Genomic DNA, 23,811 nt, shown 5'->3' with positions numbered 1-23,811 from the left:
TACTTCCGCTCCTTCACCGCCACCAGCCTCGGCGGCACCTGGACCCCCCAAGCCGCCACCGAAAACAACCCCTTCGCCGGCAAAGCCAACAGCGGTGCCACCTGGACCAACGACATCAGCCACGGCGAACTCATCCGCACCAACGCCGACCAAACCTTCACCGTCGACCCCTGCAACCTCCAACTGCTCTACCAAGGCCGATCCCCCAACTCCGGCGGAGACTACGGCCTCCTGCCCTACCGACCCGGCCTCCTCACCCTGCAACGCTGACACCACGACAGGGCGGGCCCGGCACACCACCGGGCCCGCCCTGTCGTCGCGTGCGGGGAGTCGATCAGGGCTCCGGGCGGCGCAACCGGATCGACGCCCACGTGTGCCAGAGTGGTCCATGCCCTTGAGCGCGTATCACCTCAGAGCCTCGGTCGCCGTGTCCGACATACAGGTGGCGGTCGCCTTCTACGAGGGCAGGCTGGGCCTGGAGGCACTGCGGTCCGCTCCCAGCGCCACCATCGCCGACGGCAGCCGCATCTACGCCTCCGGTGGCGGGCCGGCGCTGAACGTGTACCAGTCGATCACCGCCGGGAAGACCCCGGCGACGCTGGCGACGTGGTACGTCGACGACATCGACCAGATCGTCGACGAGCTGACCTCGTCCGGTGTCGAGTTCGTCCGCTACGACCAACTCGAACACGACGCCCGGGGCATCACCGCGCGGGCCGGAGGCGGACGCATCGCGTGGTTCCAGGACCCGGACGGCAACACCTTCGCCCTCGAAGCCGACGTCTGACCCCGTCGGGCGTGGCGCCGCCTCAGGCCAGTAGCTGTTCCCGCAGCCGTGCGCCCAGGTTGAAGCCACCCACCGCCCGGGGTCCGGCCGGATCGTGCACACCCAGGGTGTTGTTGCGGCGCATCAGCTCCCGGACCGCGGGAGGCAGCCGGGGCGGGTCGTCCATGGCGGCGAGGATCTGCGCCGCGCTCGAGATCAGTCGATCGGCCAGGGCCGCGGCGTCGGCGTCCACCCGTACCCGGCCGTACTCCCAGCCGGCGGTGGTGAGGTCCAGCACCTCGAACACGCGGGTCACGAGCGGGCTCGGGTCGGTCACCCGATCGAGACGGCCCGCCTGGCCGCCGATCACGGTGACGGCGGCGGCCAGTTGCGCGTACGGGTGGAAGCCGCAGGGCAGAGCGAACAGCGGCCACCGCAGCGCCGGGCCCACCTCTTTCCACAGCGGCCGGTAGTTGCGGCGGTTCACCAGCAGCCGCCGGCCCGTCCGCCGGTGAATGTCCTGGGCCTGGGCCTGGAGGTCGGCGTGCGCCTCATCGGCGACCTGGCTCACGATCCGGGTCGCCACCACCAGGCCGTCATCGCTGTTCAGGAGCGCGGTGACTGCCTCCACCTGCTCGGGAAACCGGACCCGCGCATGAGCGCCGTACCCGTGGTGGACGTCCCGTAGCAACGCCTGCTGCCGTTCCGGATCGAGCTGGACCCGCCCGCCACCCAGCAACCGCTGGAGCCAACCCATTGCGCCTCGTTTCAGCATCGCCGTCCCGGACCGCGGCAATGCTAGTGCGTCGGACCGCGCTCGCGCTGAAGGGGTGGCGGGATCGCGGGTGGAGATCGGACCTGGTTCAGTGTCCCGCCCGGCCGGTGATCGTCTCCCGCATGCTCGGGGTCCCGCCGTTCTGCATGGCGTCCATGGTGTCGTGGGCGTTGCGCCACGCGCGACGGGCGCCCGCCTCGTCATCGAGGGACAGCCGGGTGTCGTGCAGCAGGATCTCGGCCTGGAAGACGTCGATCCGGTTCCGGGTCTCGGCTGCGACGCGGACGGCCTGGTCGAGCTGCCCCACGGCGTCGTCCGGGCGGCCGATCTCGACGAAATACCGCGCGAGAGACATCCGGATCTCGGGTTCGTCGGTCGTCCGCCCGGTCTTCTCGGCGAGCACGAGCGCCTTCTCCAGGCACTCCCGAGCCTGGTCGGTGTCGCCGAGCAGCACCAGTGACCGTCCCCGAGCCTCCGCCGTCCAGATCTCCGCGTCCTCGACGCCGACGGTCCGGTACAGCGCCCGGGCCCGTTCGCTGTGCTCGATCGCGGATTCGTGCTGGCCGAGTTCGCCGTAGGTGCGGTGCAGGTTCAGGTGCACGACGGCCTGCTCCAGGGGCATGTCGTTGTCCACGAAGATCTTCAGGGCGTCCGACAGCAGCTCACGGGCTTCCTGGTGGGCCCCGAAGAAGTGCCGGGCGCAGCCCAGGCTCCGCAAAGCGTGTGCCTCGCCGACCCGGTCCCCGGTCCTGCGGGCCGAGCGCAGGGACAGGCGCATGACGTCCTGCCAGTCATGGAACCGCCCGCTGCGCTGAAGCCACGACTGCATGCTGAGGGCCAGCTGCCAGGGGACGATGGCCGAGTCGAGGTCTCCCGCGACGCGTACCGCTTCGTGGAGCATCTCGTGGTTGTCGTCGAACCACCGGACGGCCTCGTCGAACGTGCCGGGCCGTTCCGGAACGACACCGACGCCGGCCGGGGGCGGCGCGGCCAGGGAGCCCTTCGGCCTGAGCACCGCCATGGCGTGCAGGCTGCTGTGCAGGTAGTGCTGGAGCAGCCGGGTGACGGCGGCGCGCCGGTCCGCCTCGGACTCCTCGGCCAGGAACAGCTCCTGCGCGTACGCCTTGACGAGGACGTGCGAGGTGAAGCGCCCCCGGTCGTCCTCGTCGAGCAGTGCCGCGTCGGCGAGTTCCGCGAGCAGGGCACGAACGACCAGCGGCGGAGTGCCGGCCAGGCTGGCACATGCCTCGGCGGTGATGCCGGGGGAGAGGGCGGCGGAGAACAGGCGGAAGAGCCGGGCCGCGTCCGGGCTGAGCTGGCGGTACGACCAGCCGAAGGCGGCCCGGGGATCGCGGACTCCACGGCCGCCGGGGAAGGACGCGAGCCGCTGTGTGCCGTCGCGCAGCTCGCTGGCCAGGGCCGCGAGGGACAGGCGGGGGCGGGCACTCAACCGGCCGCCCAGAATCGCCAGAGCCAGCGGCAGACGCCCACACAGCTCGATGATCTCGTCCAGGGCGTCGCCGGGCGCGGCGACGTCCGCGGCGGATCGGCCCGGCATGCGCTCGATCCGGCGCCTGAGCAGCGCACGGGCGGTCGGCATGTCCGGCGGGTCGAGGTGCAGCAGGTAGGCCCCGTCGAGAGCGGCGAGCCCGACGAGGGGCTTGCGGCTGGTCACCAGCACCAGACTCTCCGCCGAGTTCGGCAGCAGGGGGCGCACCTGGGTGAAGTCCTGAACGTTGTCCAGGAGGATCAGGATGCGCTGCCCCGCGGTCAGACTGCGCCACGTCCCGACGAGTGCCTCAAGCGTCTCCGGCATGCTCGACACCCGGACACCCTGGGACGACAGCAGCGAGCGCAGGGCCTCCCCGGCCGACATCGCGGCGTCCTCGGCGTCGTGACCGCGGAGATCCAGGCAGAACTGGCCGTCGACGAACTCGGGGGCGACCCGGTGGGCGAAGTGCGTGGCCAGCGTCGACTTGCCGACGCCGCCCATGCCGTCCAGGGCCACGACCAGTGGGCCGGTCCGAGCACTGTCACACGTCGTGAGCCACTCGTTGAGCGTCGCGAGTTCCTCGGTGCGGCCGACGAAGATCGGGAGGTCGGGTGGCAGCTGCGCCGGCCGTGTCAGCGGTGCGGGGGTGCCGGCCGCGGTGTCCGCGGGTGCGACGCCGGTGACGCCGGCCGTGACGGCCGGCGTCACCGTCTGACCCAGCACCTGCCGTTGCACCCTCTGCAGGCATTCGCCGGGGTCGAGGCCCAGGTCCTCGGCGAGGCGGGCACGGACCGTCTCGAACACCGACAGGGCCTCCGCCTGCTGCCCGGCGGCGGCCAGCGTGTAGATCCGGCTCGCCTGCACCTGCTCGTTCAACGGCGCGATGGACGCGGCCAGCCGCAGGGGTGGCAGCACCCGGGCCGGCTGACCGAGCGTCACCGCGAGATCGGCCGCCACTCCGCACACGTCGAGGAGCTCCTCGTCGAGGGCAGCGAAGATCGACGTCGCGGCCGGCCCGTACGCCAGCGCGTCACTCGAGGAGCCACGCCACAGGCAGAGCGCGTCGACGTAGAGGTCCAGGGCCTCCTCGCGGCGCTCCTCGGCGAGACTCGCCCTGGCGGCCCCGGCCAACTCCCGGAACGTCAACAGATCCACCATGCCGGTGCCTGCGGTCAACAGGTAGCCGTTGCCGTGACGCCGCAGGTACGAGCCGGTCTGCCGGACGGAGAGCGTGGGCTCCATCAGCCGCCGCAGGGCACCCACGTACTTGTGGATGACGTTGCGGGCGGCGGCCGGAGCCCCGTTGCCCCAGATGAGTTCGATCAGGCTGTCCGTGCTGATCGGTCGCCCCGCCCTGGCGAGCAGGAGTGCCAGCAGCAGGCGCTGCTGCTGCGGGCCGGGGTTCACCTCGATGCCGTCTCGCCAGAACCGGAGCGGACCGAGGATCTGGAAGCGCAGATTGTCGCTCGTGGCCTGCCCGCTCACCCGGTCGGTGCGGGGCGTGCTGGTCGGTCTGGGCAATTGCGTGGTCCTTTTCCGGTATTCGTGCGCCCTGCCGCGTGGTGCCGCGCTCGCCCGTCCGGCGGGCAAGTCTAGAAGCCTCGCTTCCCGCAGCCAGACAAGGGTACGCTCGGCGACCTGCCGCCAACCCTCGTCGAGGACCAGGCTGTGCCCACGGTCGTCGTACAGGTGGAAGTCGGTCACCGCCGGCGAGTCGGAGTAGAGGCGGTACGCCTTGCGGGCGACGGAACCCGGGACGGTGTGATCCTTGTCCGCCCCGATGAGCAGCGGTCCCGGTCGCCGCGTGCGGTGTCCACCTGCGCGGGCGACGACGGGTCCTTCTTCGCCGACGCCACCTCGAACAACGGCCGACCCGGGCCGGGGATCGTCCACCGACGGTGGAGTTCGTCGGATTCCTCCCGGGAGATGGCGTTGCCGAACCCGTACCGGAACTGTCGCTGGATCAGGCTGACCGGGCCGGTCCGGTTCTTTCTGCGCGACAGGACGGGGAACGCGCTGCGCAGCTGGCTCAGCGGGACGAGGCCGCCGATCGACCCGACGGGCACGTCCCCGGTCGCGTTGGAGAACAGAAACGTCCGGCGGTCCAGAACGCCGACGGCGTCCGGCCCCAACTCCGGTGGCAGGTTGCGCACCGTCTCGCTCGGTATGTCACTCCGACGCGTCAGGTGCGGCATCGGATCGGCCGGGGTAGGCCGGCGAGCATCGTTCGCCACGGCACACCTTCCGATGAGCGAGAACGAGCGGAGTGCGAGTGCTGCGCGACTCACCGTAACCCTGGCCGCTCGCTCCGGGCGGCGGAACCGTCCAGTCCCGGTCGCTCGGCCCCGGGACGGGGGACCGGCGTGGCCCCCGCCGCTGGAGGAGAGAAGGGGCCACGCCGGAGATCGTGACGAGAGTGAGGCTAGTGCCGAGTTGTGGAGGAACTCTTTCCGGACAGGTAATGCCGCCGCCGCTCCGGCTCGAACTTTTCGATGGCGTAGCGCAGCATGACCCGGGGCATGACCCGGTGCCGTCCGGCCAGGAATTCCTCCTCCGCCGTCCGGTCCCGGTTGCCGACCTCGCGCAGCATCCAGCCCACCGCCTTCTGAACGAGGTCGTGCGGGTCGTGAAGGAGCTGGTCAGCGAGCCGGAACGTCCACCGGAAGTCACCGGCCCTGATGAACGCGAACGTCGCCATGATGGCGATGCGTCGATCCCACACCAGGGCGGACCCGGCCAGCCGGTCCAGGACACTCCGGTCCTTGTCGAGCAGCCAGGGGCCGACGATGTACGGCGCGGACGAGTCCACCAGATCCCAGTTGTTGATGTGGGCGGTGTTGGCCAGCACGAGGCGGAAGATCCGGTCTCGCTCCTCCTCGTCGCCCTTGGCGTACTTGCGCACCAGGATGAGCAGCGACGTCAGCCTCTCCTCGTGTACGCCGCCGCGGAGCAGGTCGGCCGTGTCGACCAGGGAGAGGTCGCGCCAGTACCGGGCGGCGACCCTGCGTTGGTCCGGCACCCGGACACCGATGGTCCGGTCGCCCTCGCCGTAGCCGCCCGGGGTCATCTGCAGGAACCGGCTCGACGCCTCGGCGCGAAGTGGGTCGGCGAGGCGGGCGAGCTCCCGGCGGACGTCGGCGGTGGTGGCCATGATTACGCAACCTATCGCGACTCCCGCCGCTCGGGCCGCCGTCGTTCAGGTGCGCGGAAGGCGGCCCGAGCGCCAGGTGTCGCCGTGCTCAGCTCCGCAGAGCCCACTGCTGGTTCTGTTGCCCGTTGCACGACCAGAGGATGAGTTTGGTGCCGTTGGCGGTGGCGGCGCCGTTGGCGTCGAGACAGAGTCCGGATTGGACGCCGGAGATGGTGCCGTTGGAGTTGAGGTTCCACTGCTGGTTGGTGCCGCCGTGACAGTCCCAGATGATGGCCTGGGTGCCGTTGGTGGTGCCCTGTCCGCTGGCGTCGAGGCACTTGTTGCCGTAGACCTGGAGTTGCTTGGCGGCGGTGTAGGTCCAGCGTTGGGCGGTGCTGGTGATGCAGTCCCAGAGTTGGACCTGGGTGCCGTTGGTGGTGGTGCCGTTGGGAACGTCGATGCAGCGGTTGGACTGCGCGCCGACGATCTGCACGTTCTGTTGCGGCGTGCTCCCGCCGGCCGGCGCGTATCCGGCGGCGGCGATGTTGGCCTGTACGGCGTTCTCGGTGGCGGCCGTCGGGTAGCCCGAGGTCAGCACCCCCTCGTAGAAGGTGCCGCGGCCCGTGATGCTGTTGTCGCCGCCGATGCCGAGCAGGATCGCCCCCTCCTTCTTCATCGGGTGGTAGCCATTGGGACGTGGCCCGTCGAAGTAGGTCGTGAGGCCGCCGGACTGTGCGTTTCCGCCCCGGATCGCCCAGTGGTTCGGCTCGCCCTTGACCATCGCCGTCACGAAACGGTGATTGACGGGCGCGATGTTGTTGTATCCCGCGTTCACGCCGGAGAAGAGGCCCCATTCCAGATCGGCCATGATCCACGGGCCGGCGCCGGCGCCGTAGCCCCACTGCTTGTTGGCGCCGAAGTAGACGGTCTCCATGATCGCGGGCGAGTCGGCCTGGCCGTCGGTCTGGGCGTTGCCGTAGTCGAAGCAGCACCACTGGTTGTAGTGCGTGCCGTCGACGACGGCGTAGATGCCCTCGGGCTGGTCGCCGGTCGCGACACCGTTGGTGGTGTTGTTGCGGTAGCCGGTGCCGGGGGCGATGTAGACGCCGTACGCCTTCTGGCCACCGACGGTGATCGGGGCCGCCTTGGCATCGGCGAGGTTGTCGTATCCGCCGGCGGCGGGACCGGGGAAGTGACCGGGCGGTGCCTGGGTGAGCCGGTTGTTGCGGCCGGACTGGTCGTAGATGATCGTGATGACGCAGGTGGTGCTGGCGCAGAACGAGTCCTGGGTGGCGGCGTTGGCGTAGCCGCCCGCGCTGAGCACGCCGACGTCGCGGGTGGTGTTGTCCGACGAGCGGCGGACCTGGTAGAGCGGGCCGTTGTACGCGCCGTAGAGCGCGCGGGTGGTGCTGTGCGCGGCCACGCACGGGGTGCCGCCGGAGGCGTAGATGTCACACGGTCCCGTGCCGGCGGCCAGGGCTCCCGGCGCGCCCGAGGTCACGTACGCCCCGGCGCCGACGACCAGGCCCAGCATGGTCCCCGCGGTGGCCAGGAGGCGGCTCACTCTCCTCTTCACGGTCATCGAATCCTTTCGGTGGTGGTGATGACGTCACGACGACGTAACACGTCATACCTATAAGATTAATGCCCATCAATGGAGCTGGCTAGCCGTCCTGGGTGCGGACCTGGCCGAGTGGCGAGATCGCCGAAATCCGGCCGGGTCAATTGCTCGTCCGAGGACCGAATTCAGGACGGTTATGCTCGGGAGGAAGCGTGGCGCGTCCCCGTCTCGGGGCAAGAATCGATTCGAGGGCGACGGATGAACATCGGGGAGATCGCCCGCCGGGCGGGAGTGTCCCGCAGCACCGTCTCCTACGTGCTGAGCGGCAAACGGACGGTGTCGGAGGCGACCCGGCAACGGATCCAGGCGGTCATCGACGAGCTGGACTACCGGCCGAACGCGAGCGCCCGCGCTCTGAAGGAGGGGCGCACCCGCACCCTCGGGCTGGTGATCCCTCCGGCCAGCCAGCGGTTGACCGACATGCAGTTGGGCTTCGTCGCCAGCGTCGTCGAGGCGGCCGCTCGCCATGATCTCGACGTGCTGCTGTCCCCGTCCGGTGGCGACCACGACCGGTCGTTCGAGCGGATCGTCACCGGCCGTCGCGTGGACGGTGTCGTCCTGATGGAGATCCGGTTGGAGGACGACCGGGTGACCCGGCTGGCCAGGGCGGGTCTGCCGTTCGTCACGATCGGTCGGATCGCCGACCCGCACGCAATGAGTTGGATCGACATCGACTACGCCGGTCTGATCGCCCGGTGCGTGCACCACCTGGCCGATCTCGGGCACCGGCACGTGGCCCTGGTCAACCGCTCCGCCGAACTGGTGGCCGCGGGCTACGGCCCCAGCCATCGCGCGCTGGCCGGTTTCCGGGCGGCCGTACTGGAACGCGGCCTGACCGGCGTCGACGTCTGCTGCGGTGACGACACGACCTCCGGCGAGACGTGTGTGGAGCAGTTGCTCGCGACGCACCCGGACGTCACGGCGGTGGCCACCATCAACGAGGCCGCGTTGCCCGGCATGCAACGTGCGCTGACCGGCGCCGGGCTGGCCGTACCTGCGGACTTCTCCGTCACCGGGGTGGCCGCGCAGCACTGGGCGGAGGACTTCCGCCCGCCGTTGACCGCCGCGGACGTGCCGATGCGCGAGATGGGCGCCGAGGCGGTGGCGCTGCTGCTGGAGATCATCGCCGCTCCCGGGGCGGTGCCACGCCACCGCCTCTACAGCCCGCCCGTCTCCCTGCGCTCCAGCACCGGTCCGGTCCGGGCCCGCCGGTCCGGTCCGGTCACCCACCCCTGACCCGCCGCTCCTCCTGAGCAGCGGCGAGGATGAGGTAGCTGCTGGCGGTCCAGGTGTACGCGCGGTCACGGAGCCCGGCACCGGTCTCCGCGTCGAAGTTCTCCGCGAAGCCGGACTTCTCGCACAGCGCGAGGAACCGTTGGCTGATGTCGTCGGCGATACCGGTGTACCCGGCCCGGCGCAGGCCGTCCTCGACCAGCACCGTCGAGGGCGCCCAGATCGGGCCCCGCCAGTAGCCGTCGGCGACGTAATGTGCCGAGTCCGTCGGTTCGGTGGCCAACCCGTGCGTGGTCAGGTGCGCGTCGATGCCCCGGGCCAGTGCGTCGGCGACCGGGGCGGGCAGGTCCGCCCCGAGTGCGACCGGCATCAGGTCGAGCAGGCTGCGGCTCGCTCGCCGCCGGCCGGTGTGCGGGCTGCGGGCGGTGAAGCGTTCACCGTCCCACAGGTCCCGGAGCATGGCCGTGCGGATCCGCTCCGCCTCCCGGGACCACCGGTCGGCCGGCTCGCCCAACTCGGTGGCGAGATCGGCCAGGCAGCCGAGCTGCGAGACCAGGAACGCGGCGAGGTCGGCCGTCTCGAGGACCCGCTCGTCGTCGAAGGTGGTCGCGTTGTCCCAGCCGCTGTCGTTGCCGTGCTGATAGTGCGGCAGGTCGTGGCCGGGGGCTCGGCGCGCGTCGAGCCAGAACCCGGTCCAGCGCGCCAGCCGGTCGTACGTCTGCGCCAGCGCCGCCCGGTCCGGCGGCTGGGGGAGGCGTCGGCGCAGGTGACGTAGCGCCCAGCCGTGGATGGGCGGCTTGACGTAGTTGTGCAGAACCTCCGAGTGGGTGACCGAGTCGGGCAGGGCACCGGAGGCGTCCTGGTGGTCGAAGGGCAGCTGGAACTGGTGCCAGGCCAGTTCCGGATCGGCGGCCGCCAGGGCGATCGCGTTGAAGCAGTGGTCCCAGCTCCACACCTTGTCCATCCAGTGCTTCGACATCAGGACCGCCGGTCGGGTGACGAAGCCCGCCGGGGCGACGGTGGCCGACCACAGCACGTACGCGGCCAGTTCGGCCGACGGGGTGTCCGTGCCGCGCCACGGCGCGACCGCGTCGACGAACGCGGTGAACTCGCTGCTGCGGTCGTGGCGCAGCTGATCGAAGGTGACCGACGCGGTGTACGGGCGGCGGGCGGTGGCGTACTCCTCGATCGCGATCTCCCAGGGCTGGTCGCCCGGCAGGTCCAGGAACCGGTCCGCGCTGCCGAGCGCCTCCACGCCCCCGCTTCGACGCACAGCGCCGTCGAGCACCGTGATCCGGTAGCGGCGTCCCGTCTCGTACGAGGTGAACACGTGCGCGCCGTCGACCGGGTCGAGGTAGAGGTAGGTGCCGCTGAACGGGGTGAGGGTGTTCGCGGCCGCGGCTACCCGCAGGCCGAGCCGGCGACCCCGGATCCGCAGGGTGTCCGGTCCGTCGTAGACGGCCTCGATCCGGCCGGGACCGGTCCGCCAGGTCAGCAGCGCGGGTGTGGCGACGACGGTGGTGCCGGCGACCTCGGGGGAGAGGCGCAGGACGGGGTGCAACCCGGTCTGGTGGGAGACCAGGTGCAGGTCGTCGGCGTACGTCTTCTCGGCTACCACCGGGGAGATGTTGAGCCAGGAGCCGCGGTAGCTGAACGGGATGTCCTGGATGGAGAACTCCGGACCGGACGGGGCGACGGTCATGGGTGGCGGTTGCCTTTCTGGTGCGGTTGGTCAGTCCTTGACGGCGCCGGCGGTGACGCCCATCGAGACGTACCGCTGGGCCAGGACCAGCAGCACGGCGGCGGGGATGGAGGCGACGACGGCGGTGGCCATGATGGCGTTCCACTGCTGGTTGTTGTTGCCGATGTAGTGGTAGATGCCGAGGGTGATCGGCTGGTGGTCACCACCACCGGCCAGGGTCGAGGCGAAGATGAAGTCCGACCAGGACCACAGGAACGCGAACAGGGCCACCGTGACGATCGAGTTGCGGCTGACCGGCAGCACGACCGACCAGAAGGTGCGCAGCCGGCCAGCGCCGTCGACCACCGCCGCCTGGAGCAGTTCGTCGGGGATTCCGGACATGAAGGCCGTGAAGATCAGGACGGCGAACGGCGCCGCCAGTGTCGTGTCGGCCAGGATCAGGCCCGGCAGCGTGTTGAGGACGCCGAGGGTGAGATAGATGGCGTAGAAGCCCATCGCCATGATGATTCCCGGGATCATCTGAGCGATCAGCAGGACGAAGCTCAGCGTCGGGCCGCCGGGTGGCCGCAGTTTCGCCAGCGCGTATCCGGCGGGGGCGGCCAGCGCCACGGTCAACGCCACCGTGCCGAGGCCGACCAGGAAGCTGGTGCCGAGGTACGGCAGCTGCTGGTCGAGCACGGCCCGGTAGCCGTCCAGCGTGCCGTTGGTCGGGACCAGGTGCGGAGGGCTGGCCCGCATGTCCTGGTCCCGGGTGAACGACACGTTGATCATCCAGTAGACGGGGAAGAGCATCAGCCCGGTCAGCACCAGGCCGACGGCGGTCTTCCACCAGACCCGGGGTGTGGAGGTGGTCATCGCAGGTGCTGCCTCCGCTCGATCCGGATGTAGATGAGCCCGGCGATCAGGGCCAGCACGATGAGCAGGTTGCCGATGGCCGCACCCGGACCGAACTCGGGCAGCAGGTTGCCGAAGCCGAGTCGGTACGACCAGGTGGCGAGCGTGGCGGAGGATCCGGTCGGGCCGCCCCTGGTCATGATCCAGATGATGTCGAAGACCTTCAGCGTGTAGATCAACCCCAGCAGCAGCGTGATCGCGGAGACGGGGCGCAGCAACGGGAAGGTGATGGACCGGAATCGCTGCCAGCCGGTCGCTCCGTCGAGCGCGGACGCCTCGTACACCTCGGTCGGGATCGCCTGGAGGCCGCTGTAGAGCACCACCAGGTTGAACGGGATACCGATCCAGATGTTGGCGATGATGACCGAGGTGAGCGACCAGCCCGGCGAGGTGAGCCAGTTGACCGGGTCGATCCCGACGACGCCCAGCGCGGCGTTGACCAGCCCCGAGTCGCTGTTGAGTAGCCACGACCAGGTCGACGCCGAGACGATCAGCGGCAGCAGCCACGGTACGAGGATCAGCGCGCGCAGGGTGCCCGACAGCGGGAAGTGCTGGTGGAAGAAGAGCGCCAGTGCCATGCCGATGGTGAACTGGGCGGCGAGCGAGGCGGCGGTGAAGACCACGGTGTGCGTCACCGTCGGCCAGAAGGTCGGGTCGGCCAGGACCGTGCGGTAGTTGTCCAGGCCGGCGAAGGGTGCGCCGCCCTGAACGAACGATCGGACGGTGTACTCGCGCAGGCTCAGCTCGACGTTGCGATAGAGCGGGTAGGCGTAGAAGGCCAGCAGGTAGACGGTCACCGGGGTCAGGAAGCCCCACGCCGCCCATCGGCGGGGTCGGCGGGCGCGGGACCGGGGAGGCCCGGCGGGGGCGGCGCTGGCCGCCGCACCGGTGTCCCGTGCGGTGGTGGAGGTCCGTGTGGTGGCGGGCATGGTGTGGGTTCGGCGCGCTTACCGGGTGGCGGCCGCGGCCTGCGCGGCCTTCAGCGCCTCCTGCGGTGACGTCCCACCGCTGAGGGCCGACTGGACCGCGGTCCAGAGAGCCTCGGAGATCTTCGGATACTTCGTGCCGAGGTTGTCACCGGTACGGCCCTTGGCTGCCCGGACCGCCTCCACCCAGACCTTGAGCTTGGGGTCGGTGGCGGCCTGGCGATCCTGGACGGCGGCCACGGGCGCGACGTAGGAGAGTGTGGTGTCGGTGGTGAGCAGGTTGTCGGCGCTGGGCAGGCAGGCGACCAGCTTCTGCGACGTGGCGTACCGGTCGGTCTTGTCCTGCACCGGGATGGAGACGAACTCGCCGCCGGTCGGTGCCGGCGCGGGGCCGCCCGCGCTGGCCGGGATCGCGATGGTGCCGTACGCGAAGCCGAGCTTCTCCGCGTTGGCCAGCTGCCAGGTGCCGTTCTCGGCGAACGCGTAGTCGCCGGTGGCGAACTCCTGCCAACTCGTGGTCTGGGTGTTGTTGATGACCGAGTTGGGGGCGTGACCCTGCTTGAGCCAGTCGGTCCAGAGTGTCAGGGCGGCCACCGCCTGCGGTGAGTCCAGACCGGTGAGCTGTGCTCCGGATCCCCAGAACCAGGGCAGGAACTGGAAGCTGCCCTCCTCGGTGCCGATCGCGGAGAAGGTGATGCCCTTCCTGCCCCTGGCCTTGACCGTGGTCAGCGCCGCGTTCAACGCTGCCCAGTCCGTGATCGCCGTCGGGTCGACGCCCGCGGCGGTCAGCAGGTCCTTGTTGTAGTAGAGGGCGAGGGTGTTCGCTCCGATCGGCACGCCGTACGTCTTACCCTCGCGCTGGCCGGCGCCGAGCAGGTTCGTCGCCATGCTCGACACGTCCAGTTTGTTCTCATCGGTGGTGGTGAGCGCGCCGGCCTCGGCCAGTGTCGAGATCACCGGGTTGTCCACGATCAGCACGTCCGGCGAGTTTCCCTGCTGGGCGGCGAGCAGCGCCTTGTTGGTCAGGTCGGTGGTGTCGTAGCCGGTCCGCTCGACCGTCACTCCCGCCGAGGTGCCGCACCTCTTGAGCAGCGCGACCCATTCGGAGTCGTCGGCGAACTGCGGGTACGGATCCCAGACGACGTAGGCGCCGCCACCGTCGGAGGACCCGCCGCCGGACGACGAGCAGGCGGCCCCGGCCACCGCGGAGAGAGCTATCACGGCGACGGCGGCCAGGCGCCGTCGACGGCTGATTCCGGTCATCTGCTGCCTCACTTCAAGTCGATCGTCAGGTGGGTGTGTGGGTGGTGACCGCGGGCCGGACGAGGTACGGCCATGGGGCGAATCGATTCGACGAATCGGTTCGCCCGAAGATAGGACCGTCTATGGTCGGCGGTCAAGGGGTGATCAGCTGCGGAGACGTAACGCCGGGAAACACCAGCTTTACCGCGGCGTCACTTCATTGACATGGTTCAGTGTCCGGCCCTACGATCCCTGCGAATCGATTCGCAAGCGCAGCCTCCGGAGAGCGTCCCCCACGCCCCACCAAGGAGCCGCCCGTGAAAACCCCGTCCCGCGGCAGGTCAGGACGAGCCCGTTCGCTCGTCGCCCGACTCGTGGTCGGCCTGCTCGCCGCCGCCAGCGCCGTAACCGTCGCCGCGCCCGCCGCCCGGGCCGCCGACGAATCCATCAGCGTCAACTTCTCCACGACCAGCGGTACGCCGACCTATCGCGCGTCCGGCTGGATCTACGGCATGACCGAGAACGCCAGCGGTCCGGCCGACCACTTCTACCGGGACGTCAAGTTCCAGTACATGCGCGCCGGCGGGGCGCAACTGCCCGGCAGCGGCTGGGTCGGCGGGAGCTACGACCGTCGGTGGAACTCCACGCTCGCCCAGGCTCGCCGGACCGTCGCCCTGGGCGGCCAGTTCATCATCCTGCCGCACGACCTGTGGGGCGCGGACGGCGCCGGGATCTCCCGCTTCCCCGGCGACAACGGCAACTGGACCGACTACGACAACTTCCTGACCCGCCTCATCGCCGACGTCCGGGCGTCCGGGCTGTCCGTGCAGTGGGACATCTGGAACGAACCCAACATCACGATCTTCTGGAACCGGCCGATCTCGCAGTACCTCGAACTGTGGCGCCGCACCCACCAGCGCATCCGGGCGGAGTTCCCCAACCAGCTCATCGTCGGGCCGAGCTGCGCCTGCGTGCCGTCGACCACGCACACCTTCTGGAACCAGTACCTGGACTTCGTCCGCTCGACCAACACGGTGCCGGACATCATCAGCTGGCACTCGCTGCCCGGTGACCCGGTCGCCAACGTCGCGGCCGCCAACGCCACCCTCGACCCGCGCGGCATCGCCCACCCCCGGCCGTACCAGATCAACGAGTACGGCGCGCCCGACGAACAGAACCCCGCCGACGGCGCCTGGTACATCGCCCGGCTGGAGCGGGCGCGCGCGGACGGCCTGCGGGCGAACTGGGCCAGCGGCGGCAGCCTGCACAACGACCTCGGCAACCTGCTGGTCCGCAACTCGGCCGGCGTGCACCAGCCGAAGGGGGAGTGGTGGGCCTACCGCTACTACGCCTCCCAGACCGGGCAGACCGCGTCGGTGACCGCCAGCCAGTCGTACGACGCGTACGCCACGAAGGCGACCGGCGTAGCGAAGGTCCTCGTCGGCGGTGGTCGTACCACCGGGAACCTGACCGTCAACCTGCAGCGCCTGGACACCACGAGCGGCATCGTGCAGAACAACCAGGTCCGGGTGCTCACCCAGCGCATCCCGCACAATGGCGGTGGCGCCGTGCAGGGGCCGATCACGGTCTCGAACAGCGTCGTCACGCTCGCGAACAACACCGCCACCGTGACGCTGCCGTACGCCAACCCGACCGACACCTACACCGTCACCCTGCTGCCGCCCTCGGACGGGAGCTTCCAGTCGGTGGCGGTGGCCCAGCACTCGCAGCAGTGTCTGGACAACCCCGGCCTGAGCACCGTCGACGGCACCGTGCAGCAGCAGTACCACTGCGAGGGCGGCGACCAGCAGCTCTGGAACTTCCGGCCGGTCGCCGGCGTGGCCAACACGTACACGGTGGTCAACCAGCAGAGCGGCAAGTGCCTCGACGTCAGCGGCGTGTCCACCGCTGACGGCGCGGCCGTGCACCAGTGGACCTGCCTGAACGGCCTCAACCAGCAGTTCACCCTCCGCAGGGTGACCTACTCCGGCAACGACTCGCACGACTATCAGCTCGTCGCCCGGCACAGCGGCAAGTGCGTCGACGTCAGCACGATCTCCACCGCGCCACGCGCGCCGATCCACCAGTGGACCTGCAACGCGGTCGGCCAGGGCAACCCGTTGAACCAGACGTGGCGGATCCTGGGCCGATAGGCCCCGCAGGGGAGGCGCCGGCGCTGGCAGCCCGCACACGACCAGCGCCGGCACCGCCTAAGCCATTCGTTGACTTCAATGTGAGCGTGAACATACGATCGCTGCGAATCGATTCGTCGCCCCCACCACCGCCCGTGGCGCGTCGACAAGCCCCCGCGCTTCCACGACCCCGAGGAGCAACCTCGTGCGAACCCCGTCCCCCGGCGGGCCAGGAAAGGCCCGCGAACCCATCCCGAGGCGCCAACGCGCCCGACGCCTGACCGCTCTGGCGGGTGCCCTGGTCGGCGTCCTCGCCGGCATCGGCGCCGCCCCCGGTGCCCTGGCGCCGACCGCCGAGGCCGCGCCGATGGCGGCCGCCATCGAGCCCGGGCGCAGCACCCCGATCATCGGTACCGCGTCCGGCCGCTGCCTCGAAGTGCCCAACTCCAGCTCCACCAACGGCACCCAGACGCAACTCTGGGACTGCAACAGCGCTGCCGGCCAGACCTGGACCTGGACGTCGAGCAGGCAGCTCACGGTGTACGGCAACAAGTGTCTGGACGCCTCGGGCCGAGGCACCACCAACGGCACGCAGGCGATCATCTGGGACTGCAACGGCCAGACCAACCAGCAGTGGAACGTCAACAGCAACGGCACCATCACCGGCGTGCAGTCCGGGCTCTGCCTCGACGCCAACGGCGCCGCCACCGCGAACGGCACCAAGGTCATCCTCTGGGCCTGCAACGGCGGCAGCAACCAGCAGTGGGCCTCGCCGACCACCACCGCGCCGCCGACCAACCCGCCGACCGGTGCGCGTCCGTGCGACATCTACGCCTCCGGCGGCACCCCGTGCATCGCGGCGCACAGCACGACGCGGGCGCTCTACGAGGCGTACGCGGGCAACCTGTACCAGGTCCGCCGCTCGTCGGACAACACGACCCGCAACATCGGGCTCACGGGTACCGGCGGCACCGCCAACGCGGCGACACAGGACTCGTTCTGCGCCGGCACGACCTGCGTCGTCACGGTCGTCTTCGACCAGTCCGGGCGCGGAAACGACCTCTGGTACCAGGGGTCGAGCGTGGTGCCCGGCTCACCGCAGAGCAGGCCGGCGATCGCCACCTCAGAGTCGCTGACCGTGGGCGGCGCCAAGGCGTACTCGCTCTACATCAACCCCGGCAACAGCTACTGGCGGGACGGACACCTGACCGGGGTGCCGACCGGCGCGGCACCCGAGGGCATGTACATGGTGACCAGCGGCACCCACGTCAACAGCGGCTGCTGCTTCGACTACGGCAACAGCGAGACGACGCGCAAGGCCGACGCCGCCGGGGCGATGGACGCCATCAACTTCGGCACGCAGTGCTGGTTCGGTGGCTGCTCCGGCACCGGACCCTGGGTCCAGGCGGACCTGGAGTGGGGCCTGTTCCCCGGCGGAAGCAGCTCCTGGAACCCGAACCAGCGGGCCTTCACCAGCAAGTTCGTGACCGCGACGCTGAAGAACAACGGCACGAGCCGCTTCGCCATCAAGGGCAGCAACGCCCAGTCCGGCAGCCTCTACACCCTCTGGGACGGCTCACTCCCGCCGGGATACAGCCCGATGAAGAAGCAGGGCGCGATCATCCTGGGCAGTGGCGGTGACTGCTGCAAGCCCGACGGCGGCGCGAACCTGAGCGCCGGCACGTTCTACGAGGGGGCCATGGTCGCCGGCTACCCCACCGACGCCACCGAGAACGCGGTGCAGGCCAACGTGGTCAGCGCCGGCTATCGCTGACCCCGGCCGACCAAGGCGTACGCCGGTCACCACCGCACGCCGGTGGTGGCCGGTGTACGCGCCGCCGGTCAGGAGATCGCGGCCCGCACCAGTGCGACGACCCGCTTCTCCACCTCGGGGCTCCACTTCTGCAGCGCGTACGCCACCGGCCACAGGTCGCCGTCGTCGAGGTTGGCCGTGTCCTGGAATCCCAGCGTCGAGTACCGGTAGTTGAACTTGCCGGAGTCCTGGAAGAAGACGACGATCTTGCCGTCCTCGTTCGCGTAGGCGGGCATCCCGTACCAGGTCTTCGGTGCCAGGTCCGGGGCGGCGGCGGTCACCGTCACGTGCACACGCTCGGCGAGCGCGCGATCCTCCGGCTCCATCTGCGCGATCCGGTCGAGGACCGCCTGCAGCCCGTCGGCCCGCTTGGCGCCCTTCCTGCCCTCGGCGCGCAGCTCGGCGGCGCGCTCCTTCATCGCGGCGCGCTCCTCGGCGGTGAAACCGTCGGACCCGGTCGTCGAAGTCTGTGCGGCCATGCTCGGGCTCCCTCTCGCTGCAAGGCTCGGCGTGATGCCGGCTACCTGGGAAAAGGCTAGGCCCGGCGGCTCTCGGTCGCTTCTTGATTCCTGATCGATCACCGGCCGACCGTCGGCGGCCGGCCCGCCGAAAATGCGCACCCGGGCGGGGCCGTGGATGCGTAGTGTTGCCGGTCGTGATGGATCTTGTGGAGCGGCACACCGTCCTCGCCGTCGTGGTGGGTTCGCGGGCGTACGGGCTGGAGGGCCCGGGCTCCGACGTCGACCGGCGCGGCGTGTACGTCGCCCCGACCCGCGCGTTCTGGCACCTCGACAAGCCGCCCACCCACCTGGACGGGCCGGCGCCGGAACAGTTCTCCTGGGAGTTCGAGCGGTTCTGCGCGCTGGCGTTGCAGGGCAACCCGACAGTGCTGGAGGCGCTCTGGTCCCCGCTGATCGAGTCGGTCACCGCGGACGGGGACCTGCTGCTCGCGCAGCGGCAGGCGTTCCTGTCCCAGCGGCTCGCCCAGACCTACGGCGGTTACGCCCGGGACCAGCTCGACCGGGTGGCCGCACGCCGCGAGCGTACCGGCGAGATCAATCACAAGCAGGCCATGCACATGCTCCGGCTGCTGACCGCCGGGGCGCACGCCCTGCGCACCGGGGAGATCCTGGTCGACGTGCGGCACCTGCGCGACAAGCTGCTCGCGGTGCGGCGGGGCGACCTGGCCTGGACGGCGGTGACCGCCTGGGCCGCGGACCTGTTCGCCGACCTGTCCGACGCCGCCGCCGACAGCATCCTGCCCGAACAACCCGACCGGGACGCCGTGGATCGGCTGCTCGCCGTCGTACGAGAAAGGAACCTGCGGTGACCCTCGACGTGCCGCCGTGGGCCGCGGAGGTCGCCCGCGGGCTGCCCCGCCCCCTGCTGTTCGCCGCGGTCAGCGGCGCGCACCTGTACGGGTTCGCGTCCGTCGACTCGGACCTGGACCTGCGCGCCGCGCACCTGCTGGCGCCGGCGGAGGTCGTCGGTCTGCGCACCGGACCGCAGACGCTGCAACACACCGGCGTGCGCGACGGCGTGGAACTGGACGTGGTCAGTCACGATCTGCTGAAGTTCGCCACCCTGCTGAACAGCCGCAACGGGTACGTCCTGGAGCAGTTGCTGTCCCCAACCTGATGCGCACCGGCCACCTGGAGACGGACCTCAACGTGCTCGGGACCGGTCTGGCATACGTGCCGGACCTCATCGCCGCCAAACGGGAGGCCGAGCACGGGCCGTTCCCCGCGGGCGCCGCGCAGCGACTCGCCGTCGACGTACCCCGACTCCGCGCCGAGCTGGAGGCGGCCCGGGACGCCTCGACGCTGCCCGAGCACGCCGACCCGGCGGCCGTGGCCGCGCTGCACGACCTGGTCGTCCGTACCCGCCTGGGCTGAGCTCGCGTACAGCCCTGGTCGGTCGAGGTCCGAGCAGGGCTGTGCGGTGCTCGCTGTCCGCCTCGGCCGATCGGTGCTCAGATCGTCCAGATCTTCGTCGGACCGGCGCGGGGATGATCCGGTGAGTCATCGCTACGGAGCTGGTAGAGGGTGGCAGCGGTGCCGCGGGTGCCCGGATGGTCCTCGCCCAGCACCCGTTCCTGGTCGGTGAGGAGCTGCTCCAGCAGCCGGATCGCCTCGTCCGGGCGGTTGGCGGCGGCGAGGACGAGCGCGAGAGCGCTGCGGGTGCCGAGCGTGTCGGGGTGATCGTCGCCGAGGACCCGGCGACGGTCGGCGAGCACGCGATGAAGTTCGGTGGCCGCCTCGTCGAGCCGCCCCAGCCGCTGCAGGATGTACGTGAGGTTGTGTCGCGTGGCGAGCGTCGCCGGGTGGTCGTCGCCGAGGACCCGGCGGCGGTCGGCGAGGACCTGCTCGAGCAGGGTGAACGCCTCAGGCAGCCGCCCCTCGTCGGCGATCGCGAGGGCCAGGTTGTTGCGGGACGCGAGCGTGTCCGGATGGTCCTCGCCGAGCACCCGGCGGGATGCGGTGAACACCCGTAGCAGCAGCTCGATCGCCTGTTCGGCGCGGCCGGCCGACTGGTACGCGCGGGCCAGGTTGTTCTGCGAGGCGAGCGTGTCCGGATGCTCGTCGCCGAGCATCCGCCGGTAGACGGAGAGGACGTGCTCGTGCAGGACGATCGCCTCGTCGACCCGCCCCGCCGTCTGGTAGGCCGAGGCCAGGTTGTGCCGGGAGGTCAGCGTGTCCGGGTGCTCGTCGCCGAGCATCCGGCGCCGCCCGGCGACGACCTGCTCGAAGTGGGTGATCGCGGCCGGAACCTGCCCTTGGAACAGCCGGTACGTGGCCGCCTGCTCCACCGCGTACAGCAGGTCGGGGGTGAGGCGCAGAGGTCCCGAGTTGTCGAGCAGCGCGTCGATGTGCGGCAGCAGGAGGTTCCAGCGTGGCCATCCGGCCACGTTGGCGATCGGGTCGGCCGGGATCGCGGACCGTAGGACCGTCGCGGCGAGCGCGGCCGCCCCGGCATCGTCCTCGCCGGACGTCTGCTCCGAGCGGGCGACAGCCTGCACGAGGCGATGCGAGCTGACCAGGCCGTCGGCGCGGTTCACCAGGCTGTACGAGGCCAGCAGCGCCAACGCGTCCCCGAGCGCCGGCCCGGATCGCGTCAACGGCAGCAGGACATCCTCGGGCAACGCGTCGGGCGCCAGCCAGGCGAGCACGCCCCACACCTGGCTGGCCAACGGTGACCGGACCGTCACCGCGCCCATGCTGACCCGCCACACCTGGGCGGCGGTTCGACCCCGCGAACCGCCCTCGCCGGCGTCCGCGGTCACCGTGCCGAACCGGTGAGTCAACAGGTCGTGGTAGTCGTCGAAGCTCATGCCGGCGTGCTGGCCGAGGTAGGCGGCCGCCTGCTCCAGCGCCAACGGATGCCCGCCCAGTTCGTCGGCGAGCCGTCCGGCGCCGTGCTCGTCGTCCAGGCCGGTCAGTCGGGTGAGCATCCGTACGCTCGCCGCACGGTCCAGCGCGTCGAGTCGCACCGAGGTCAGGCCGAGTCGTGCCCACCGGGCCACACCGAGACTGCGGCGGGTGGTGATCACCACCTCGCCCCGGCCGGTGAGCTGGCCGAGCAGCGGCTCCACATCGGTGACGTCCTGGACGTCGTCGAGGATCAGCAGCCAGTCGAGGTTGTTCTGCAACCAGTCCACGGCCCACACCTGCGCGTCGGCGAGTGTCCCGACCGGATGCAGCCGGGTGCTCATCGCCGCGAGGCCCAGGTCGATGTTCTGCGGTGTGTCGGCGGTAATCCACCAGACCACCCGGTACCGGTCGCGAAACGTGTGCGCGTACCGCAGAGCGAGTTCGGTCTTGCCGATGCCGGCGAGTCCGTACACCGCCGCTCGGCCGACAACCGAGTTGCCTCCGGCCCGGAGCAACGCCTCGGCGAGCACTCCGACGTTGCGGCCCTCGAACACGGCCGAGCCGAGTGGCAGATTGTCCACCAACGCCTGCGGGGAGTCGTGTGTCAGCGGCGCGCGGGGAAAGATCGTGACGGTGACGGCCTCCCCGGAGCGCACCACGACCGGTTCGGCGGAGCCGTGCTGGTGGCAGTCACGGACGGCTCGCGGAATTCCGGCGCCCTCGCTCTCCACCAGCTTGTTCCAGCTCAGCACGTGAGCCAGCCAGAAGTTGCGTTGGCGCGACTCGCCGCGCAGCTCACTGAGCGGCTGTCGCTCGCCGTCGGCCAGGTCGGCGCCGCTCCAGACGCCCGGACTGGTCACCTCGATGCGGTCGGAGAAGACCCGGACGTGCACGCACATCTCACGATGCTGATAGTCGCGGTGCACGAGCGCGTTGGCGATGATCTCCCGGACGGCGATCATCGGGTAGCGGTACACCCGCTCGGTGACCGCCCCGTCCGCGGTCGGCGCCTCACCGAGTTGGGCGAGGTCGGCAACGAAGTCGCGTGCCTGCGTGATCTGCTCGGGGATCGTCCCACCCAGGGTGCGCTTGTCCATCGGCGCGTCCTTACCCGGACCGTGGAAATGGGTGCACTGGACGGTGGCGGTGGGCACCACGGCGGTCGGGTCCTCGCCGAACAACAGCGCGCCGGCCCTGGTCAGGCGGCCCTCGCGCATCAACAGGGCGGCCCGCATGAAGTCGGCCGCGGACCCTCGACGCGGCACCGGTCGGCCCACGTCCCTACGCATGGCCGACCGGAAGCGGCTGACCCGCCGCGGGCTGAGGACGGTGGCGGAGGTCGTGCCGTCCAGGAACGGGTGATCCGCCTCGTCGGCAGACGCCGAGAGGCTGCCGGACGACAGTCGCTGTTCCGGAATCTCGTCGGCCGCCGGCACGGGTCTGCGGGCGATCGGCACGTTGCCGAACCCGTCGAACCGGTGCCGAGGCTCCGACGAGCCGTGCAATGCGCCCTGCAGGTACGCGTACAGGTCCGCGAGGTCGACGGCGCCGTCGCCGTCCTTGTCGTCGGCGCCGTGCAGCAGCCCGTTCACCAACGCGCTCGTGAACGGGCTCGGCAGGTCGTCACCATCGGCGTCGGCGGCCGACTCGAACGCGGCGGTGGCGGTGAGGACAAACCGGCCCTTGCCTGCCAACAGCCGCTCAACCGCGACCGGTCCCTTGAACGCGCCGCTGTGACAGCAGTCCAGGACGATCACCTTGGCGCGGGCCACCGAGTCGCCGATGATGTCGTTGAGCGTGTCGTTGGAGACCGCGGTGCCGGGCAGTAGACCGGCCACGGTGTCCCGGGCGCAGAGGTACAGCTTCTGGTTGCGGCTGCGGCCGTGCCCGCTGAAGTAGAAGAGAACCACGTCGTCCGGCTCGGCGTCGCTGAAGAACCGGTTGGCGGCCTCCGCGATCTCGCTGCGGGACGCGTCGAAGAGGATCGTCACCTGTGCGGTGGCGAACATGCCCATCTCGTCGTCGGTCAACGCGGCACCCAGCAGTCGGCCATCGGTACGTGGGCCGTGCAGGGAGTGCAGCCTCGGGTCGGCCTCGTACACGGAGTTGCAGACGAGAAGTGCCCGGTACATCGGCGGCTCCCGGCTCGCGGTTTTCCGACGAGGTCTTACCCTACGGCTACCGGCAGAGCACCGCCGTCAGTCTGGAGGCTCCTCTCGTGCCAGCTAACCGGATCATGCTGCTCCCCGCACTCTCCACGCTCACGCCCGCGGACGAGCCGCTGCAGGCGGCGACCGCCGAGCTGGTCGCCGACCTGCGCGAGGTCGACGGTCTGCGGGTGACCGAGGAGGACACCCCGGCGGTGGGGCAGAAGGGACAGTGGACGGACCTGGTGATCGCGCTCGGCGGACCGAGTGTGGTGGCGGGTGCGGTGACGGTCTTCCGGCTGTGGCTCGGCCGTGACCGGCGCCGGTCGCTCACGCTCACCGCGTGGCGGGCCGGTGCGGACCCGTTGCGGATCGAGATCAGTGGCGACAACGTCGCGGAGCGGACCGTACACGAGGCCGTCCAGCGGTTGCTCGGCGCGACGGACCCGGCGGTGGGCACCTCGCCGGACGACCCGGACGCCGACCCGGACCGGTCGGCCCCGCCGGCGATCACACCCTGACGGCGAGACCTCGGTTCGGCCCTTATCGGGTCCGGCCGTCGACGGC

General features: G+C 70.5%; 18 protein-coding genes and 1 pseudogene. 8 read left to right on the top strand and 11 right to left on the bottom strand.

Annotated elements, in window-relative coordinates; genetic code table 11:
* Positions 1-270: non-reducing end alpha-L-arabinofuranosidase family hydrolase (locus AB0H52_RS14915; protein WP_357947885.1), on the top strand; the 270-nt coding region annotated here is incomplete at its 5' end.
* 157 nt (positions 271-427) lie between these two features.
* Positions 428-787, top strand: a complete 360-nt coding sequence (locus AB0H52_RS14910; protein ID WP_357947882.1) for a VOC family protein — start codon at positions 428-430, stop codon at positions 785-787.
* 22 nt (positions 788-809) lie between these two features.
* Here the strand turns inward: AB0H52_RS14910 and AB0H52_RS14905 are convergent, their stop codons facing one another.
* The 5 genes from AB0H52_RS14905 to AB0H52_RS14885 all read right to left on the bottom strand — a co-directional run bounded on the left by AB0H52_RS14905 (position 810) and on the right by AB0H52_RS14885 (position 7,745).
* Entirely contained in the window at positions 810-1,523 is a 714-nt protein-coding gene (locus AB0H52_RS14905; protein ID WP_151487899.1) for a hypothetical protein, read from the bottom strand.
* Between the two features lie 106 nt (positions 1,524-1,629).
* Positions 1,630-4,554: a BTAD domain-containing putative transcriptional regulator gene (locus tag AB0H52_RS14900; RefSeq protein ID WP_151487900.1), complete on the bottom strand. Its 2,925-nt coding sequence runs from the start codon at positions 4,552-4,554 to the stop codon at positions 1,630-1,632.
* A gap of 179 nt (positions 4,555-4,733) precedes the next feature.
* Complete coding sequence (locus AB0H52_RS14895) at positions 4,734-5,186, bottom strand: hypothetical protein (protein WP_151487901.1); 453 nt, start codon at positions 5,184-5,186, stop codon at positions 4,734-4,736.
* A 269-nt stretch (positions 5,187-5,455) separates the two neighbouring features.
* On the bottom strand, positions 5,456-6,184 hold the full coding sequence (locus AB0H52_RS14890; RefSeq protein WP_151487902.1) for a DNA alkylation repair protein: 729 nt from the start codon (positions 6,182-6,184) through the stop codon (positions 5,456-5,458).
* An 88-nt stretch (positions 6,185-6,272) separates the two neighbouring features.
* Complete coding sequence (locus AB0H52_RS14885; RefSeq protein WP_151487903.1) at positions 6,273-7,745, bottom strand: arabinofuranosidase catalytic domain-containing protein; 1,473 nt, start codon at positions 7,743-7,745, stop codon at positions 6,273-6,275.
* Positions 7,746-7,982: 237 nt separating this feature from the next.
* Here AB0H52_RS14885 and AB0H52_RS14880 point away from each other — a divergent pair, with 237 nt between their 5' ends.
* A complete protein-coding gene (locus tag AB0H52_RS14880; protein ID WP_151487904.1) occupies positions 7,983-9,020 on the top strand; it encodes a LacI family DNA-binding transcriptional regulator in 1,038 nt (345 codons plus the stop codon).
* On the opposite strand, the gene AB0H52_RS14875 is transcribed toward AB0H52_RS14880, so the two are convergent.
* From AB0H52_RS14875 to AB0H52_RS14860, 4 genes are read right to left on the bottom strand one after another with little or no spacing between them, the layout of a single operon-like run.
* Entirely contained in the window at positions 9,007-10,719 is a 1,713-nt protein-coding gene (locus AB0H52_RS14875) for a trehalase family glycosidase (protein ID WP_357947877.1), read from the bottom strand. The two genes, AB0H52_RS14880 and AB0H52_RS14875, sit on opposite strands and share 14 nt — an antisense overlap.
* A gap of 30 nt (positions 10,720-10,749) precedes the next feature.
* A complete protein-coding gene (locus AB0H52_RS14870; protein ID WP_278123414.1) occupies positions 10,750-11,574 on the bottom strand; it encodes a carbohydrate ABC transporter permease in 825 nt (274 codons plus the stop codon).
* Positions 11,571-12,542 carry a sugar ABC transporter permease gene (locus tag AB0H52_RS14865; protein WP_151487907.1) on the bottom strand — a complete coding sequence of 324 codons (972 nt, stop codon included), beginning with the start codon at positions 12,540-12,542 and terminating at the stop codon, positions 11,571-11,573. The genes AB0H52_RS14870 and AB0H52_RS14865 overlap by 4 nt, the downstream gene beginning before the upstream one ends.
* 18 nt (positions 12,543-12,560) lie before the next feature.
* Positions 12,561-13,802, bottom strand: a complete 1,242-nt coding sequence (locus AB0H52_RS14860; RefSeq protein WP_357947873.1) for an extracellular solute-binding protein — start codon at positions 13,800-13,802, stop codon at positions 12,561-12,563.
* 296 nt (positions 13,803-14,098) lie between these two features.
* Here AB0H52_RS14860 and AB0H52_RS14855 point away from each other — a divergent pair, with 296 nt between their 5' ends.
* Both AB0H52_RS14855 and AB0H52_RS14850 read left to right on the top strand, forming a co-directional pair.
* Positions 14,099-15,934, top strand: a complete 1,836-nt coding sequence (locus AB0H52_RS14855) for an RICIN domain-containing protein (protein ID WP_357947870.1) — start codon at positions 14,099-14,101, stop codon at positions 15,932-15,934.
* A gap of 184 nt (positions 15,935-16,118) precedes the next feature.
* The gene (locus tag AB0H52_RS14850; protein ID WP_357947867.1) at positions 16,119-17,687 is read left to right on the top strand and encodes an arabinofuranosidase catalytic domain-containing protein; all 1,569 of its coding nucleotides are present in this window, start codon (positions 16,119-16,121) and stop codon (positions 17,685-17,687) included.
* A gap of 68 nt (positions 17,688-17,755) precedes the next feature.
* Here AB0H52_RS14850 and AB0H52_RS14845 read toward each other — a convergent pair whose 3' ends face one another.
* A complete protein-coding gene (locus AB0H52_RS14845; RefSeq protein WP_151487910.1) occupies positions 17,756-18,205 on the bottom strand; it encodes a hypothetical protein in 450 nt (149 codons plus the stop codon).
* A gap of 176 nt (positions 18,206-18,381) precedes the next feature.
* On the opposite strand from AB0H52_RS14845, the gene AB0H52_RS14840 reads away from it, so the two are divergent.
* A complete protein-coding gene (locus tag AB0H52_RS14840) occupies positions 18,382-19,056 on the top strand; it encodes a nucleotidyltransferase domain-containing protein (RefSeq protein ID WP_357947864.1) in 675 nt (224 codons plus the stop codon).
* Positions 19,053-19,621: pseudogene (locus tag AB0H52_RS14835) on the top strand (nucleotidyltransferase domain-containing protein). Before AB0H52_RS14840 ends, AB0H52_RS14835 begins: the two are co-directional and overlap by 4 nt.
* A gap of 77 nt (positions 19,622-19,698) precedes the next feature.
* Here AB0H52_RS14835 and AB0H52_RS14830 read toward each other — a convergent pair.
* Entirely contained in the window at positions 19,699-23,229 is a 3,531-nt protein-coding gene (locus AB0H52_RS14830) for a tetratricopeptide repeat protein (RefSeq protein ID WP_357947861.1), read from the bottom strand.
* A gap of 86 nt (positions 23,230-23,315) precedes the next feature.
* On the opposite strand from AB0H52_RS14830, the gene AB0H52_RS14825 reads away from it, so the two are divergent.
* Positions 23,316-23,765: a hypothetical protein gene (locus AB0H52_RS14825; protein WP_151487913.1), complete on the top strand. Its 450-nt coding sequence runs from the start codon at positions 23,316-23,318 to the stop codon at positions 23,763-23,765.
* Positions 23,766-23,811 lie beyond the last annotated feature (46 nt).

This window comes from Micromonospora sp. NPDC050695 (genome assembly GCF_040654415.1).
Taxonomy (GTDB): domain Bacteria; phylum Actinomycetota; class Actinomycetes; order Mycobacteriales; family Micromonosporaceae; genus Micromonospora.
Note: the sequence above shows the minus strand (reverse complement) of the source record. Positions and strands in the feature narration are given on the sequence as shown.

Excerpts from the sequence above, each read along its gene's own strand:
- AB0H52_RS14905 (WP_151487899.1), bottom strand. The coding sequence starts at position 1,523 with ATGGGTTGGCTCCAGCGGTTGCTGGGTGGCGGGCGGGTCCAGCTCGAT.
- AB0H52_RS14890 (WP_151487902.1), bottom strand. The coding sequence starts at position 6,184 with ATGGCCACCACCGCCGACGTCCGCCGGGAGCTCGCCCGCCTCGCCGAC.
- AB0H52_RS14885 (WP_151487903.1), bottom strand. The coding sequence starts at position 7,745 with ATGACCGTGAAGAGGAGAGTGAGCCGCCTCCTGGCCACCGCGGGGACC.
- AB0H52_RS14880 (WP_151487904.1), top strand. The coding sequence starts at position 7,983 with ATGAACATCGGGGAGATCGCCCGCCGGGCGGGAGTGTCCCGCAGCACC.
- AB0H52_RS14875 (WP_357947877.1), bottom strand. The coding sequence starts at position 10,719 with ATGACCGTCGCCCCGTCCGGTCCGGAGTTCTCCATCCAGGACATCCCG.
- AB0H52_RS14870 (WP_278123414.1), bottom strand. The coding sequence starts at position 11,574 with ATGACCACCTCCACACCCCGGGTCTGGTGGAAGACCGCCGTCGGCCTG.
- AB0H52_RS14865 (WP_151487907.1), bottom strand. The coding sequence starts at position 12,542 with ATGCCCGCCACCACACGGACCTCCACCACCGCACGGGACACCGGTGCG.
- AB0H52_RS14860 (WP_357947873.1), bottom strand. The coding sequence starts at position 13,802 with ATGACCGGAATCAGCCGTCGACGGCGCCTGGCCGCCGTCGCCGTGATA.
- AB0H52_RS14845 (WP_151487910.1), bottom strand. The coding sequence starts at position 18,205 with ATGGCCGCACAGACTTCGACGACCGGGTCCGACGGTTTCACCGCCGAG.
- AB0H52_RS14830 (WP_357947861.1), bottom strand. The coding sequence starts at position 23,229 with ATGTACCGGGCACTTCTCGTCTGCAACTCCGTGTACGAGGCCGACCCG.